The sequence below is a fragment of the Pacificoceanicola niger genome, assembly GCF_048553275.1.
In the GTDB taxonomy this organism is placed as follows: domain Bacteria; phylum Pseudomonadota; class Alphaproteobacteria; order Rhodobacterales; family Rhodobacteraceae; genus Pacificoceanicola.
In genome coordinates this window covers 139,397-152,642 of the sequence record NZ_JBLZMW010000001.1, presented here as the reverse complement: position 1 = coordinate 152,642, position 13,246 = coordinate 139,397, and the positions used below count along the sequence as shown (strand labels likewise).

General features: G+C 62.4%; 15 protein-coding genes. 11 read left to right on the top strand and 4 right to left on the bottom strand.

Annotated features, from left to right (window positions below; all coding sequences use genetic code 11):
• The first annotated feature begins 66 nt into the window (after positions 1-66).
• Genes ACN2XU_RS00710 through ACN2XU_RS00695 form a run of 4 tightly spaced genes read left to right on the top strand, consistent with a single transcriptional unit; the run spans position 67 to position 2,805 of the window.
• Positions 67-531 (top strand): RidA family protein, encoded by a 465-nt coding sequence (locus ACN2XU_RS00710; RefSeq protein WP_419408460.1) that lies wholly within the window; start codon positions 67-69, stop codon positions 529-531.
• Complete coding sequence (locus tag ACN2XU_RS00705) at positions 531-1,286, top strand: glycerophosphodiester phosphodiesterase family protein (protein WP_419408459.1); 756 nt, start codon at positions 531-533, stop codon at positions 1,284-1,286. Before ACN2XU_RS00710 ends, ACN2XU_RS00705 begins: the two co-directional genes overlap by 1 nt.
• 32 nt (positions 1,287-1,318) lie before the next feature.
• Complete coding sequence (locus ACN2XU_RS00700) at positions 1,319-2,518, top strand: GNAT family N-acetyltransferase (RefSeq protein WP_419408458.1); 1,200 nt, start codon at positions 1,319-1,321, stop codon at positions 2,516-2,518.
• Positions 2,515-2,805, top strand: coding sequence for a 4a-hydroxytetrahydrobiopterin dehydratase (locus tag ACN2XU_RS00695; protein WP_419408457.1), 291 nt, complete (start codon positions 2,515-2,517; stop codon positions 2,803-2,805). Before ACN2XU_RS00700 ends, ACN2XU_RS00695 begins: the two co-directional genes overlap by 4 nt.
• Positions 2,806-2,892: 87 nt before the next feature.
• On the opposite strand, the gene ACN2XU_RS00690 is transcribed toward ACN2XU_RS00695, so the two are convergent.
• Complete coding sequence (locus ACN2XU_RS00690) at positions 2,893-3,381, bottom strand: peroxiredoxin (RefSeq protein WP_419408456.1); 489 nt, start codon at positions 3,379-3,381, stop codon at positions 2,893-2,895.
• A gap of 81 nt (positions 3,382-3,462) precedes the next feature.
• Between ACN2XU_RS00690 and ACN2XU_RS00685 the strand changes: the two genes are divergently transcribed.
• Positions 3,463-4,671: an NAD(P)/FAD-dependent oxidoreductase gene (locus tag ACN2XU_RS00685; RefSeq protein WP_419408455.1), complete on the top strand. Its 1,209-nt coding sequence runs from the start codon at positions 3,463-3,465 to the stop codon at positions 4,669-4,671.
• Positions 4,668-5,225: a 16S rRNA (guanine(966)-N(2))-methyltransferase RsmD gene (rsmD, locus tag ACN2XU_RS00680; protein ID WP_419408454.1), complete on the top strand. Its 558-nt coding sequence runs from the start codon at positions 4,668-4,670 to the stop codon at positions 5,223-5,225. The genes ACN2XU_RS00685 and rsmD overlap by 4 nt, the downstream gene beginning before the upstream one ends.
• Before the next feature lie 90 nt (positions 5,226-5,315).
• Here rsmD and ACN2XU_RS00675 read toward each other — a convergent pair whose 3' ends face one another.
• Complete coding sequence (locus ACN2XU_RS00675; RefSeq protein ID WP_419408453.1) at positions 5,316-6,359, bottom strand: TRAP transporter substrate-binding protein; 1,044 nt, start codon at positions 6,357-6,359, stop codon at positions 5,316-5,318.
• A gap of 254 nt (positions 6,360-6,613) precedes the next feature.
• Between ACN2XU_RS00675 and ACN2XU_RS00670 the strand changes: the two genes are divergently transcribed.
• Entirely contained in the window at positions 6,614-7,579 is a 966-nt protein-coding gene (locus tag ACN2XU_RS00670; RefSeq protein WP_419408452.1) for an MBL fold metallo-hydrolase, read from the top strand.
• Positions 7,580-7,630: 51 nt separating this feature from the next.
• Here ACN2XU_RS00670 and map read toward each other — a convergent pair whose 3' ends face one another.
• Positions 7,631-8,440 carry a type I methionyl aminopeptidase gene (gene map / locus ACN2XU_RS00665; protein ID WP_419408451.1) on the bottom strand — a complete coding sequence of 270 codons (810 nt, stop codon included), beginning with the start codon at positions 8,438-8,440 and terminating at the stop codon, positions 7,631-7,633.
• 152 nt (positions 8,441-8,592) lie between these two features.
• Here map and ACN2XU_RS00660 point away from each other — a divergent pair, with 152 nt between their 5' ends.
• From ACN2XU_RS00660 to ACN2XU_RS00645, 4 genes are all read left to right on the top strand, one after another.
• Positions 8,593-9,537: a mechanosensitive ion channel family protein gene (locus ACN2XU_RS00660; RefSeq protein WP_419408450.1), complete on the top strand. Its 945-nt coding sequence runs from the start codon at positions 8,593-8,595 to the stop codon at positions 9,535-9,537.
• A 69-nt stretch (positions 9,538-9,606) separates the two neighbouring features.
• Positions 9,607-10,266, top strand: a complete 660-nt coding sequence (locus tag ACN2XU_RS00655; RefSeq protein ID WP_419408449.1) for a histidine phosphatase family protein — start codon at positions 9,607-9,609, stop codon at positions 10,264-10,266.
• A 49-nt stretch (positions 10,267-10,315) separates the two neighbouring features.
• Positions 10,316-11,371 carry a saccharopine dehydrogenase gene (locus tag ACN2XU_RS00650; protein ID WP_419408448.1) on the top strand — a complete coding sequence of 352 codons (1,056 nt, stop codon included), beginning with the start codon at positions 10,316-10,318 and terminating at the stop codon, positions 11,369-11,371.
• Positions 11,368-12,501: a saccharopine dehydrogenase family protein gene (locus tag ACN2XU_RS00645; RefSeq protein WP_419408447.1), complete on the top strand. Its 1,134-nt coding sequence runs from the start codon at positions 11,368-11,370 to the stop codon at positions 12,499-12,501. Before ACN2XU_RS00650 ends, ACN2XU_RS00645 begins: the two co-directional genes overlap by 4 nt.
• A 290-nt stretch (positions 12,502-12,791) precedes the next feature.
• On the opposite strand, the gene ACN2XU_RS00640 is transcribed toward ACN2XU_RS00645, so the two are convergent.
• Positions 12,792-13,010, bottom strand: a complete 219-nt coding sequence (locus ACN2XU_RS00640) for a hypothetical protein (RefSeq protein WP_419408446.1) — start codon at positions 13,008-13,010, stop codon at positions 12,792-12,794.
• Between the last annotated feature and the right edge of the window lie 236 nt (positions 13,011-13,246).

The following is a 13,246-nucleotide window of genomic DNA, read 5'->3' as shown; positions in this document are numbered from 1 at the left end:
ACGCGCCAAGGTGTTTCCAATCCCGGGCGGGCGCTCTAGCGTCTGAGCAAAACCGGAGGATTTGCCATGAGCAACGCAATCGAAACCCGCCTGGCCGAGCTTGGTCTGACTCTACCCGACGCCCCGGCACCGGCGGCGAATTATGTGCCTTATGTGCTGACCGGGAACACGCTTTATGTCTCCGGCCAGATCAGCATGAAGGACGGCGCGCTTGTTTGCGGCAAGCTGGGCGATACCATGGACGTGGACGCCGGAGCGGCGGCGGCGCAAAGCTGCGCACTCAGCCTGCTCGCCCAGGTGCGCGCGGCCTGCGGCGGTGACTTGTCCAAGCTGAAGCGCGTGGTGAAGCTGACCGGCTTCGTCAACTCCACCGGCGACTTCACGGATCAGCCCAAGGTCATCAATGGCGCCTCTGACGCCTTTGTCGAGATCCTCGGAGACGCCGGGCGCCATGCGCGTTCTGCGGTGTCGGCGGCGTCGCTGCCGCTCGGCGTGGCGGTCGAGATCGAAGGCATCTTCGAGCTCGCCTGATGCCGGTTTTTCCACAGATATTCCTGGAACGGCCCATCGCCCATCGTGGATATCACGATGTCGCGGCGGGCCGCCCCGAGAACTCCCGGGCGGCTTTCGAGGCGGCGATTGCCGCGGGCTACGGCATTGAACTGGACCTTCAATTGTCCAAAGACGGTGTCCCGATGGTGTTTCATGACTACGATCTACAACGGTTGACCGGCGCGCGTGGGCCGGTGCAGCAGAAAACGGCGGCGGAGCTGGCCGCGATCCCCTTGTTGCATGGCGATGAGTGTATCCCGACCTTGCCTGATGTGCTTGCGCTTGTCGCAGGCCGCGCACCGCTGCTGATCGAGATCAAGGATCAGGATGGCGCGATGGGCGCTGGGATCGGCGCGCTGGAAGCGGCCACCGCGCAGGCGCTGGCGCATTATGATGGCCCGGTTGCCCTCATGTCCTTCAACCCGCATTCGGTGATTCGCATGGCCGGCCTCATGCCCGACACGCCGCGCGGGATCACCACCTGCACCTACCGGGCGGAGGACTGGCCGACCCTGCCGGAGGCGACGCGCGATCATCTGAGCGGCATTCCCGATTTCGACCGGGCCAGTGCCGATTTCATCTCGCATGACCATACGGATCTGACCACCCCGGTTGTCGCTGCCCTGAAAGCCAGGGGCGTACCGATTTTATGCTGGACGATCCGGACGCCGCAGGAAGAAGCGCAGGCAAGACTGATCGCGGACAATGTCACTTTTGAGGGTTACGTCGCTTGAACGGCTCCGGTCCGGCGCCAGATAGTGAGGCGATGACCGATTTAGACAAAGCCCCCCTGATCTCCGTCAACGTCCTGACCTCGCTGTCCGCGATCTCACCGGAAGACTGGGACAGCTGCGCCTGCCCGGAAGTGGCGGACGGCGGGCGCCCAAACGATCCATTTACCACCTACCGCTTTCTCAGGGCGCTGGAAGACAGCGGGTCGGTCGGCCCCGGGACTGGCTGGGAGCCGCGATATCTGAGCGTTGAGAAGGACGGAGCGCTGATCGCGGTGAGCCCGCTCTATGCCAAGGGACACAGTCAGGGCGAGTATATTTTCGACCATAACTGGGCGCACGCCTGGGAGCGTGCGGGCGGGCGTTATTATCCCAAACTGCAGATCGCCGTGCCCTTCACACCCGCCACCGGGCGGCGGTTTCTGACGAAACCCGGCGAGGATGCCACCGGGCTTGCGGCGCTGACTCAGGGGGCGATCGAGTTTGCGTCGCAAAACGACGTCTCGTCGTTGCACATCACGTTTTGCACCGAGGCCGAAGCCCTGGCCGGGGAGCAGATGGGCCTGCTGCGGCGCACCACGCAGCAATTCCATTGGGAGAATGACGGGTACGCGGATTTTGATGGGTTCCTCACCTCGCTGAGTTCGCGCAAACGCAAGACCATCCGCAAAGAGCGCCGCGTGGCCCAGGCGTTTGGTGGCACGATCCGGACACTGACGGGCGACGAGATCGAACCCGAGCATTGGGACGCATTCTGGCGGTTTTACCAGGACACCGGATCGCGGAAATGGGGCACGCCCTACCTGACACGCGCATTCTTCGAAATCGCGCATGAGACGCTGCGCGATGATATTGCTCTGGTTCTGTGCGAGCGCGACGGGGTTCCGGTGGCTGGCGCGCTGAATTTCATCGGGCGGGATGTGCTTTATGGTCGCTATTGGGGCTGTATCGAGGACTACCCCTGCCTGCATTTCGAGGCCTGTTATTATCAGGCCATCGACTTTGCCATCGCGCAGGGGATGTCGCGGGTCGAAGCCGGAGCGCAGGGCGAGCACAAGCTGGCGCGCGGATACCTGCCGAAGCAGACGCATTCGCTGCACTGGATATCGGACAAGGGGTTTTCCGACGCGGTTGCGCGCTATCTTGAAGAGGAACGGGCGGCAGTCGATGAGGATATCGAAATCCTGACTGCCTATGGCCCGTTTCGCAAGACGGTAGAGGAGGAGCAGCCATGACCGAAAAACTATCGGATACCGCAAGAAAAACGGTATTGGAGCCATTGTTGGAGACCGGCTGGAGCATGGTGGAGGGGCGCGACGCGATTCAAAAGACCTTCACGTTCGACGATTTCACCGAGGCCTTCGCCTGGATGACCCGGGCCGCGCTTTGGGCGGAGAAATGGGACCACCACCCCGAATGGTTCAACGTTTACAAGACCGTGGAGGTCACGCTCAGCACACATGACGTGGGTGGGCTGTCGTCTCTGGACGCCAAGCTGGCCCGCAAGCTCGACAGCCTGTAGGGCGGGGCTGTGCCCCGCACCTGCGCGTCAGTTCAGCAAGACGAAAACCGGGCCGGACGCCACCACAGCGTCCGGCCCGTTTTTTCTTCAGAGGGCCGCGAGCAGCGCTTCACCGCCGGAGGTCTCACAGACGCCGGGGTTCTCTTCGGCGTGCAGCACGGTGACTTTTCCGTCCTCGACCACCATCGCGTAACGCTTCGAACGGTCGATCAGCCCTGCGGGCGGTGCAGTGAAATCCATTCCCACCGCTTTGGTGAACTCGGCTTGCGGATCGCCCAGCATGGTGATGCCGGCCTTGGTTGCGCCGGTGCTCTCGCCCCAAGCCGCCATGACAAAGGGATCGTTGACCGAAAGACAGATCACCTCGTCCACGCCTTTCGCGGCGAAGGCATCGCGGGTGCGCATGAAGCTTGGCACATGCGCCGTGGTACAGGTGCCGGTGTAAGCGCCCGGCAAGGCGAAAATAACGACCTTGCGCCCCTTGGTCAGGCCATCGAGCGCGATTTGTTCGGGTCCCTCCGCGCCCATACGCGACAAAGTTGCCGAAGGCAGCGTATCACCGGTTTGAATCGTCATGGCTTTGATCTTCCTGCAATTGCGTTTTCCTGATCTGCGACTATAGGGTCCACACAGAAAAGGGAAAGCGGGAGAAGAAAAATGACGGGTGTCCTTGTTGTCGGAGGCGGACAGGCCGCTGCTTCTCTCGTCGCACGTTTGCGGTCCAAGGGATACGATGGCGCAGTGACCCTCTTGGGTGAGGAGCCTGCCCTGCCCTATCAGCGGCCCCCCCTGTCCAAGGCATATCTGCTTGGCGAGATGGAACTTGAGCGGCTCTACCTGCGCCCCGAGAGCTATTACGCAGATCAGTCGATCACCCTGCGTACCGGGGTGCGGGTCGATGGGATCGACCGCGCGGGCAAGACCGTGATGGCCGGTGACGAAAAGATTGCCTATGACGATCTGGTGCTGTGTACCGGGTCCACGCCGCGCCGTCTGCCTGCGGCCATTGGGGGCGCGCTGGAGGGCGTTTTCGAGGTGCGGACTTTGGCCGATGTCGACGCCATGGCCCCACGTTTCACGGCGGGCGCAAAGGTGCTGATCGTTGGCGGCGGCTATATCGGGCTGGAGGCGGCGGCGGTTGCGGCCAAGCTGGGTCTCACGGTCACCTTGGTCGAAGCGGCCGACCGGGTCTTGCAGCGCGTCGCCTCTGCGGAAACCTCGGCCTATTTCCGGGACCTGCACAAGAGCCACGGTGTCGACCTGCGCGAAGGCGTCGGACTTGCCCGTATCATGGGAGAGACCTCTGTCACCGGCGCGGAACTGGCCGATGGCACCATGCTCGACGTGGATTTCGTCATTGTCGGGGTGGGCATTCTGCCCGCCAGCGGACTGGCCGAGGGTGCGGGCCTCGACATCGACAACGGCATCAAGGTGGACGCGCAGGGGCGTACGTCCGATCCGCACATCTGGGCGGCGGGCGATTGCGCCAGCTTTCCGGGCCATGGCGCGCAAATGCGGCTCGAGTCGGTGGGGAATGCCATCGACATGGCGGAACTGGTCGCGGACAACATCATGGGCCAGGGCCGAAGCTATGAGGCCAAGCCCTGGTTCTGGTCCGATCAGTATGACGTCAAACTGCAAATCGCCGGGCTGAATACGGGGTATGATCAGGTCGTCGTGCGCGACGGCGGCGCGGGCGCCCTGTCGCATTGGTATTTCGCCGGAGCGCGCCTGCTGGCGCTGGATGCCATGAACGACAGCCGCGCATACATGGTTGGCAAACGCCTGATCGAGAGCGGCAAGAGCGCGCTGCCGGAGACCATCGCGGACCCGGATACGGATCTCAAGGCGTTGCTGAAGGCGTGAGGATCATCGCCGGAGAATTTCGCGGGCGCAGGTTGGCGGCAGTCGGCAAGGGCGATCCGGGGGCACATCTGCGCCCCACCACGGACCGGGTGCGCGAGGCGCTGTTCAACATGCTGGATGGCGGGCGCTTTGGAGCGCCGTTCGACGGCACGCGGGTGCTCGATCTGTTTGCCGGGACCGGCGCACTCGGCCTGGAGGCGCTGTCGCGCGGGGCCGATTTCGTGACCTTCGTCGAAAAGGGCCGCGCCGGGCAAAAGCTGATCCGGGAGAACCTGACCTTGCTCGGGTGTGCGGATCGGGCGCGGATGATCGGGGCCGACGCGCTGCGGCTGCCTGCGGCGGACGCCCCGGCGACCCTTGTTTTCCTCGATCCACCGTATGGCAAGGGATTGGGGGAGAAGGCGCTGGCCTCGGCGGCAGGCGCCGGTTGGATCTCGCCAGAGGCATTGATCGTCTGGGAAGAGAACACGCCGCAGATCGCTCCGGAAGGCCTCACGCTGCTGGAGCACCGCAAGTATGGCGACACGACCGTGACCCTGCTGTCGGCGGCGTAAAAGGGCGAACCGCTTGGCGCGCCCTTTGGATTTCGGAGGCAGGACGTGCGCTGCGACCCTCACCCCCGAGATGTCTGAGGTGAAAGCCGCTCAGCCTTCGGGTTGGCTGGCCGTCGCGGCCACCAGCCTGCGGACGTCTTCGACCAGTTGATCCGCCGGCAGGCCGCGCGCGTTCATTTCCTCGATCCATTCGGCAATGACTTCCTCGCCCTTGCTGCGAATTTCGGCGGTCGCCTCTTCCGAGAGCGTGGCAATCTCGTTGCCCGCCCCTGCCATAACGGCTTTGCCGTCAGCGTCGCCGGTGTCATGAGCCCGGCCCGCCCAAGCGCTCGTTTCCAACCCGGAGTTGGCGTCAATGATGGCGCGAAGGTCATCGGGCAGGCCTTCGTACACCTGCTTGTTCATCGCCCAGAGGAAGTAGAGATTGTAGAGCGACTTGTCCCCCGCGACATCCGTATGGCTGTCGGTCAGCTCGTCGAGTTTGAGCGAAGGGGACATCTCCCATGTGATCACACCGCCATCGACCACGCCCTTGGACAGCGCTTCGGGGAATTGCGGAACCGGCATGCCGATGGGCGTCGCGCCGAGTTTGTCGAGCAAAAGCGTCGCGGGGCGCGAGGGACCGCGCAGTTTCAGCCCTTGAAGATCGGTGGCCGTCTCGATCGCGGGGCCTTTCTTGTGCACAAGGCCGCGCCCATGCATATGCGCCGCAATCAGGTGGACATCCGCGAAGTCATCGACGAGGTGCTTTTGCGTGTACTCCCACGCGGCGCGTGACGCCTCCTCGGCGGATTTGGTGACCATGAACGGCAGTTCGAGCGCCTCTGCCTTGGGGAAGCGGCCCCCCTGATAGCCAGGAATAACCCAGCCGCCGTCGATCACACCATCAACGATCAGGTCGTATTGCTCCGGCGCGGAGCCGCCGAGCTGCATGAAGGGATAGATCTCGACCTTGATGCGGCCCTGCGACTCGGCTTCGACCTTTTCGGCCCAGGGTTCGATGAAATACTTTGGATTTGCCGAGTTCGGCGAAACGAAGTGCTGAAAACGCAGGGTGACCTCCTGCGCCATGGCCGCTGGGGCCATGAGACCGGCCATAAGCGCGAAGGCGGCGGTGCGGATCGGATTTGTCATCGGGGTCTCCTTTTTCATGGGACCGAGTGGTGCTGCGGTGCAGCGCGCCTGTTAGTTACGCAGGCGCGGACCTTGCTGCAAGTCACTCGCAAGAGGAATAGACCGGTATTTCGCGCCATAGGGTTGAGCGCAGGAAATTTTCTCCATTTTAGGGGAATTTTGGTCCGGATTTCCCCCAAGGCCGAACGGTGCTGGCATTTCGGCGCTGCAATGATACGGTCACATGCGAATATATGCATTCCGAAGGAGGAGCCATGACCGTCTTGAAACCAACCCGCCGCGAGATCCTGAGCATGGCAGCGGCCGCGCCCGCGCTGACCTTGCCGGTGGTGGCCCGCGCCGAGCTGACGGCCCCCGCCGCAGGCAACCCTTCACACTTCAGCTTCACGCTGGGCGAGGCAAAGCTGACCGTGGTGTCCGACGGGCGGCTGGAGGTTCCCGCAAACGGATTGGGGGTCAATGCCGATCCAGAGGCGGTGAAAGCGTTTCTGAGCGATTATTTCCTCTCGACCGAGACGAATTATTCACACACCAATCACATCGTGATCGAGCTGGGCGACGCGACGGTTCTGGTGGATGTCGGCTCCGGCTCGCGCTTCTTGCCGACCGCCGGGGAGCTGATGAAAAACCTGGAGAGCGCAGGGATCAGCCCGGCATCCATCACCCATGTTGTAATCACCCATGCGCATCCCGACCATATCTGGGGTGTCCGGGACGATTTTGACGAGGCAATCCTGCCGGATGCGGCGTATTTCCTTGGCCAGGTGGAGCGCGATTTCTGGATGCAGGACGGGCTCGCCGCGTCGATGCCGCCGGATATGCAACAGTTTGTCGTCGGGGCCGTCAATTCGATCAACGTGGAAGGCGCGGATTGGACGCTTCTGTCTCACGAACAGGAGGTCGCACCGGGCGTTCGCGTGATCGACACGCCGGGCCATACCCCTGGCCACCTTGCCGTGGTGGTCGAATCCGGTGGTCAGCAGCTGATCGCGCTGGGGGACTCAATGAACCACGCCTACATGAGCTTTGCGCAACCCGGCTGGTACAATAATTTTGACATGGACGGGGATCAGACCGTGACGACGCGCAAACGCCTTCTGGACATGGCGGCCACCGACAGAATGGCGGTGCTGGGCTATCACTTTCCGTTCCCCGGTGTCGGGCATGTGCGCAAGGCCGGCGACGCGTACCAGTTTGTCCCGGCGCTCTGGCAGTGGTGAGCGGCAAGTACATGGCGCGGATCAGGGGGGAGGCGATATCGCCTCCCTTTTTCAGTAGGTTGGGTGAAAGATGCCTGCTGGCGAGAGCGTGAAAATCTCAACGCCGTCGGCGGTGACACCGACCGAGTGCTCGAACTGCGCGGACAGCGACTTGTCCCGCGTCACAGCGGTCCAATCATCGGCGAGGACCTTGGTCTCGGGGCGGCCGAGATTGACCATGGGCTCGATCGTGAAGAACATGCCCTCTTCGAGCACCGGACCGGTGCCGGGACGCCCGTAGTGCAGCACATTCGGGGGCGCGTGGAAGACGCGGCCAAGGCCGTGGCCGCAAAAATCACGCACAACCGACATGCGGTTGGCCTCGACAAAGCTTTGAATCGCATGGCCGATGTCGCCGAACGTGTTGCCGGGCTTCACCGCGTCGATGCCGCGCATGAGGCTGTCATGAGTAACCTGGATCAGCCGCTCCGCCTTGCGCGGCAACTTGCCCGCGACGTACATGCGGGAGGTGTCACCGTACCAGCCATCGACGATCACGGTCACGTCGATGTTGAGAATATCGCCATCTTTCAGCGTTTTGCCGCCGGGAATACCGTGGCAGACCACGTGGTTCACCGAAATACAGCTGGCATGCTGATAGCCCTTGTAGCCGATGGTCGCCGAAACGGCACCGGCTTCTTCCACGCGGTTGCGGATGAAATCGTCAATGGCGCTCGTGCTCTGTCCGACGAAAACATGGGCTGACGCTTCATCGAGAATCTGCGCAGCCAGTGCCCCGGCCTTGTGCATCCCTGCAAAGTCCGCCTCTTGGTAAATCCGTATGCCATCGCGCGTCGTGCGCCCGCCGTGATCTATGTTCACGCCATGCTCCATCTCTTTATGCCTATACATTTAGCGGCTTTGGGCGGGATTTGCCAGCCTATGCGGCGACGCAGCATGAAACACGATGTTTTTGCGGAACAAACGGCACGTCCCGGGAGTAGAGTTGGAAATACCTACGGGAAAAGACCACGATGGACCAATTGCAGTCGCTGCTGAACACCGAAATCTACAACGGAAAATCCATTTCCGACCTATTGACGCTGGAGTTCATGGCTCAGCTTCTGGGAAATGTGGTCTCTGCGATCATCATCATCATACTGGGGTTCGTGATCGCCGGTTGGGTACGTCGGCGAATCCGCTCCATCGGGGAGAAGAACCCAAAACTGGACATCACGCTCTTTCATTTCCTCGGAAATACGGCGCGTTACATCGTCCTGATTTTTGCCACGCTCTTTGTTCTGAACACCTTCGGGGTGCAGACGACCTCGATCATCGCTGCGCTCGGTGCCGCCGGTCTGGCCATCGGTCTGGCGCTGCAGGGTACGCTGTCGAACGTAGCCGCCGGTGTCATGCTCATCGTGTTCCGACCGATTCGCATCGGAGATTTCGTCGAGGTCGCGGGAGAGATGGGCACGGTCAAGGATATCACGCTGAACACAACCGAGCTTGCCAGCCTGAGCAACGTTCAGGTCATCATCCCCAATTCCAACGTGTGGGGAAACACGATCGAAAATTACTCGGTCTATGATACCCGCCGCGCCGATTGGACATTCGGCGTCGGCTACGGCGTTAACCTTGCTCAGGCCGAGCGCGTCATTCGCGACACGATCACGGCGGACCCCCGAACCATGGCCGATCCCGAACCCTTCGTGCAGGTGAATAACCTCGGAGACAGCTCCGTCGATTTCCTTGCGCGCGCCTGGGTCAAGTCCGGCGATTACTTCCAGTATCAGGCGGACATGAAACGCGCCGTCAAGGAAGCATTGGACAAGGCTGGCGTAAACATTCCCTTCCCGACCCGGACACTGTTCATCGAGCGTGAAGACCAGGACGCGCCAGACGCAAAAGTCGATCCGATGCAGCCGGGGTCCGGTCTTGATGGGACCGATGACGAGGGCGGGCGCGACGTCGCCTGACGTCTTCGGACAGGGGTCTTTTCCTCCTCCGATCTTGCGCGTAAGGACCGGGGGCAAAGGAGCCGCCCCATGTCATTTGTCACCCTCGTTCGCCACGGTCAGGCCAATTCCAGCGCTCGCGACGAAGGCAGCTATGACCAGCTGAGCTCGCTTGGCTGGCAGCAGGCGGAATGGCTTGGCGGGTATTTTCGGCAGGCCGGAGAACGCTTTGCGCGGGTCTATTGCGGCACGCTGCGACGTCATGTCGAAACAGCGCAGGCCATCGCCCCGGATTGCGATATGGAGACCGTGCAGGACGCAAGGCTCAATGAGATGGCGTATTTCGACCTCGCCACGGCGCTCGAAACGCAGCACGGACTTGCCATGCCGCAGGATCGCGAAGGGTTCATCGCACATCTTCCCGTGCTTCTGACCCATTGGAAAGAGGACAAGATCGAAAATCCTCCGGAGCGGTTTTCCGATTTCGAAGCGCGTGTTGGCGACGCGATTGCGGAGATCGCGGCCGGCGAGGGTCGCGCCCTCGTGGTGACCTCCGGCGGCCTGATCGGCATGGCCATGCGCATCGTCATGCGGCTCGACGTGCCCGCCATGGCGCACGCCTGCCTTGCCATCGAGAACAGCTCGCTGCACCGGATTCAGACGCTGCCCACGGGTCTGGCGCTGACCCAGTTCAACGCCTTGCCGCATCTCGACACGCCCGAGCGCCAGCACGCCAGAAGCCACCTTTAACCCCGCGGGGGGCTGCGTTAGCCTGCGGCGAACTCTGAGAGGACCTGGCATGACACACCTGTGGATTCGCGCCGAAAGCCGCCCGAACGAAGAGCGCGTGGGGATCACGCCAGAGGGGGTCAAAGCCCTGAAAGACAAGGGCTTTCACGTCACCATCGAGCAGAGCGCGACGCGGGCGGTGCCGATGGCAGGCTTTGTCGAAGCGGGCGCCGAGACCGCGCCGGAAGGCACCTGGCCCGATGCGCCCCGCGATGCGATCATCTATGGCCTGAAAGAACTACCGGAAGACGGCACGCCCCTGCCCCACCGACACATCATGTTCGGCCACGCCTACAAGGGGCAGAGCAGCGGGGCGCGGTTGTTGAAGCGGTTCGCCGAAGGGGGCGGCACACTCTACGATCTGGAATACCTGCTCAATGAGGACGGGCGCCGCGTGGCCGCGTTTGGCTATTGGGCGGGCTATGCTGGCGCTGCGGTGTCGGTTCTGGCTTGGGCGGCGCAGGCGAAGGGCGGCGTTTGCCCGCCGGTAAACACATGGGCCAATTCGGAGGCCATGCTGGCTGATTTGCGGGCGGCTCTGGATGGCGACAAACCGTCGGGAGCGCTGGTGATCGGGGCCTTGGGCCGCGTTGGAACCGGTGCGACGGACCTTTGCAAATCCTTGGATATTTCCGTGACGCAATGGGACATGGCCGAGACGGCGCATGGCGGCCCGTTCCCGGAAGTGCTTGAGCACGCACTCTTTTTCAACTGCATTCTCGCTTCTCCGGGGTGCCCGGTGTTTGTGCCTGCCTCGGCGACGCAGGCCCCGCGCGCCCTGCGCGTGATCGGGGACATCGCCTGTGATCCGCAGTCGGATTTCTCGCCGGTGAAAGTGTACAACAAAGAAACTGACTGGCAGGCGCCGGTGGTGCGCGTGGCAGACGACCCGGTGCTGGACGTGATGGCGATCGACAACCTTCCGTCCCTGTTACCCCTTGAATCTTCACTGGATTTCGCCGGGCAGATGCTGCCCTGGCTGCAAACACTGGACCGGATCGACGCGGGCGTCTGGGGCCGGGCGAAAGCGATTTACGACGAACACAAACCGGAGGGCAAAGCATGACAATCCATTGGTGTGGCACAGGGCTGTCGACGGTGCCAGGGTTGCGGCGGCTGATCGAGGCGGGCCAGGATGTCTGCGTTTGGAACCGCACGGTCCCCAAGGCGCAGGAGGCCGTGGGTGATCTTACTGAAAACATTCACGCTTTTTCCCTTGAGGCGCTGAGCGGCGCGGTGAAGGCGGGCGATGTGGTCGTCTCCATGTTGCCGGGTGACTGGCATGTGTCGCTGGCCGAGATGGCAATCGAGAAAGGCGCGAATTTCGTCTCCTCCAGCTACATCTCGCCGGAGATGCGGGCGCTGGATGGCAAGGCGAAGGAGGCGGGCGTGCGGCTGGTCAACGAGATCGGCCTGGACCCGGGTATCGACCATTTGATGGCCCACCATCTTGTCGCGGACTACAAGGCGTCAAAAGCCTATGCTTCTGATAACACTGTAAGTTTTTTGAGCTATTGCGGCGGCGTCCCCAAGGTTCCGAACGCCTTCCGCTACAAGTTCAGCTGGGCTCCGGTGGGGGTTTTGAAGGCGCTGAAATCGCCGTCTCGGTCGATCAAGCACTTCTCTGAATTGAATGTTTCGCGGCCTTGGGATGCCTTGGGGCGGTATGATGCGCCTTTGGCGGTGCCGGAGACGTTCGAGGTCTATCCGAACCGCGACAGCCTGCCCTTTATGGAGGAGTATGGCTTTGAAAAGACTTGGAAAGTCCGGGATTTCGTGCGCGGCACCCTGCGGCTGAACGGCTGGGCGGAGGCTTGGAAGGATATCTTTGCCGAGGCGCCCGGGGCAAGCGATGAGAGATTGCAGGAAATCGCCGATAAGCTGTTGAAAGAAAACGCTTATGATGAAGGCGAGCCGGACCGCGTGGTGCTTTGCGTTGATCTCAACGTCGAGCGGGAGGGCGCGCCGGTCTGGCACAAGACCTATGTGATGGACGCCTGGGGCGATGCCCGTGGCACCGCCATGGCGCGGCTGGTCTCGGTTCCGGTTTCCCTTGCGATTCAATCGGTTATCAACCGTGAAATCCCGCCGGGCGTGAGCGCCGCACCCTCCGATCCGAAGCTGGTCGAACGTTATTTGGACGAGGTGCAGACCCTCGCGCAGCACCTGATGGTGGTGGACCACCTGGCGCGTTAACCTGCCAGATTTCGCACCCCCGTAAACGCAGCGCGCGGTCCGGTTAACGCCGGCCGCGCGGGGCGCGCCCCCCATATTTTGGGGGCCGGGCCGCCATCGCCCACAACGCTGTTACAATTGTTAACCCTTTCGCGGGCCCCATTAACCGGCAAATGGTACGATTCCCGGCGCGTTTTGTACCAAACGAAGAAACCGACTATAAGATAAACGGCCAATCCGGCCGCGCTGGCCATGACGTGGCGTCAGATCAGGTTAACCGGGCGCTTTTCCACGCGTCCGGGCCGCCCCGCTCACCAAAGCGGAGCCTGCGGGATGCGGCCGGTCTGTCCGCTGTGGCGATGGTTCGCCTCGGTGCGCGGCGCGATGCCCATGTCTTCGAGCCGGTCGTGGGGGAGATCGTCGAGTTTCACCGCGTCGCTCAACGCGCGGCGCTCGGCCCGAAACAGACGGAGCAAGCCGATGAGTGTCTGGCTCAGGGTGCTGCGGGTCAGGGTCAGGATGCCCTCCATGGGATGTCTCCGGGTTTATCGTTGCGATGTCTCCACTTTGCCGACCCACCGTCACAGCGGCATAAGTTCGCGGCTGCGTCCGCGCCCCTGCCATGCAGTACTTGCGTCAAAACATCATCATAGAGCGCAAAATCGACACATTCGCCAACGGGATGGCCATTGCCGCAGCTTGTTCTTCATCTCTCAGAACCGGTTCGCGCCGAGCTTGATGGTGCCGCACTGGACGGGCTCAGTCG

Bases quoted from the DNA above. Each gene is read 5' to 3' on its own strand.
- ACN2XU_RS00710 (WP_419408460.1), top strand. From the start codon at position 67: ATGAGCAACGCAATCGAAACCCGCCTGGCCGAGCTTGGTCTGACTCTA.
- ACN2XU_RS00650 (WP_419408448.1), top strand. From the start codon at position 10,316: ATGACACACCTGTGGATTCGCGCCGAAAGCCGCCCGAACGAAGAGCGC.
- ACN2XU_RS00640 (WP_419408446.1), bottom strand. From the start codon at position 13,010: ATGGAGGGCATCCTGACCCTGACCCGCAGCACCCTGAGCCAGACACTC.
- ACN2XU_RS00705 (WP_419408459.1), top strand. From the start codon at position 531: ATGCCGGTTTTTCCACAGATATTCCTGGAACGGCCCATCGCCCATCGT.
- ACN2XU_RS00660 (WP_419408450.1), top strand. From the start codon at position 8,593: ATGGACCAATTGCAGTCGCTGCTGAACACCGAAATCTACAACGGAAAA.
- ACN2XU_RS00690 (WP_419408456.1), bottom strand. From the start codon at position 3,381: ATGACGATTCAAACCGGTGATACGCTGCCTTCGGCAACTTTGTCGCGT.
- ACN2XU_RS00685 (WP_419408455.1), top strand. From the start codon at position 3,463: ATGACGGGTGTCCTTGTTGTCGGAGGCGGACAGGCCGCTGCTTCTCTC.
- ACN2XU_RS00655 (WP_419408449.1), top strand. From the start codon at position 9,607: ATGTCATTTGTCACCCTCGTTCGCCACGGTCAGGCCAATTCCAGCGCT.
- ACN2XU_RS00700 (WP_419408458.1), top strand. From the start codon at position 1,319: ATGACCGATTTAGACAAAGCCCCCCTGATCTCCGTCAACGTCCTGACC.
- ACN2XU_RS00670 (WP_419408452.1), top strand. From the start codon at position 6,614: ATGACCGTCTTGAAACCAACCCGCCGCGAGATCCTGAGCATGGCAGCG.
- ACN2XU_RS00695 (WP_419408457.1), top strand. From the start codon at position 2,515: ATGACCGAAAAACTATCGGATACCGCAAGAAAAACGGTATTGGAGCCA.
- ACN2XU_RS00675 (WP_419408453.1), bottom strand. From the start codon at position 6,359: ATGACAAATCCGATCCGCACCGCCGCCTTCGCGCTTATGGCCGGTCTC.
- ACN2XU_RS00645 (WP_419408447.1), top strand. From the start codon at position 11,368: ATGACAATCCATTGGTGTGGCACAGGGCTGTCGACGGTGCCAGGGTTG.